The 997-nt window shown below is 63.8% G+C and carries 1 protein-coding gene; it reads left to right on the top strand.

What is annotated here, in order from left to right; translation table 11 throughout:
- Positions 1 to 64: 64 nt before the first annotated feature.
- Positions 65 to 916 (top strand): NAD(P)H-hydrate dehydratase, encoded by an 852-nt coding sequence (locus L248_RS12305; RefSeq protein WP_022530567.1) that lies wholly within the window; start codon positions 65 to 67, stop codon positions 914 to 916.
- Positions 917 to 997: the final 81 nt, after the last annotated feature.

Genomic DNA, 997 nt, shown 5'->3' on the forward strand with positions numbered 1-997 from the left:
TTCAATATCTTACCAAGAAAAGCCCGCCTTGCCAAGGACTTTTCACAAGAAAGAGGAAATTATTGTGGAAAAACGCCTCATCACAGAAACCACCGCCCGCCGCATTGTCCGCCCCCGGGCACGCAACACCTACAAAGGCAGTTTCGGCCATGTTCTGGTCGTCGGCGGCAACGATCAGTTCGGCGGCGCCGGCATCATGAGCGCCGGCGCAGCCGTCCACGCCGGTGCGGGCCTGGTCACCCTAGCGACCAAGCCGGTCAACTTCACCGCCCTGCACACCCGGTACCCGGAGGTCATGGCCACTGATTACACGGACCAGGACAGCTTGGCCCCGCTCATTCAGAGCGCCACCGTGGTGGTCATCGGTCCGGGGTTAGGGACCGACGCCGAGAGCCAGACGGCGTTGACCTTCACCCTTTCTCACCTGACCGCCGCACAGACCGTCGTCATCGATGGTTCAGCCATCACCCTGCTGAGTGCAGAAAAGACCCCCGCCTGGCCTGCGGCTCGCATCGTTCTGACGCCCCACGTGGTGGAGTTCCAGCGGCTCAGCCGGCTCGCGCCCGCCGACCAGACGCCGACCGCGATCCAGCGTTATGTCGACACGCTCCCCACGGGCACCCTGCTCGTCCACAAGAGTGACCGCACCACCCTCTACCAAGCCGGTGCTGCGGACTACGCGCAGAACACCAGCGGTAATCCGGGTATGGCCACCGGCGGCTCCGGCGACACCCTCACCGGCATCATCGCCGCCTTCGTCGCCCAGTTCGGCTGGCGGCCCGATGTGGTGGCCGCGGCCGTCTATACCCACTCCGCCGTCGCCGATGCTCTCGCCCGCACCCGCTACGTCACTCTGCCGACGATGGTCATCGACCAGCTGCCGGCGTTCATGGATCAGTTGGCTCACCACGATTAATCGTGAACAGTAAGAAGGGACTGGGACATAATTCTCCCTCGACGCCGTGCCAAAGCTCCGCAAGCTCCGGCAAAACGGGCT

This window comes from Schleiferilactobacillus shenzhenensis LY-73 (assembly GCF_000469325.1).
Taxonomy (GTDB): domain Bacteria; phylum Bacillota; class Bacilli; order Lactobacillales; family Lactobacillaceae; genus Schleiferilactobacillus; species Schleiferilactobacillus shenzhenensis.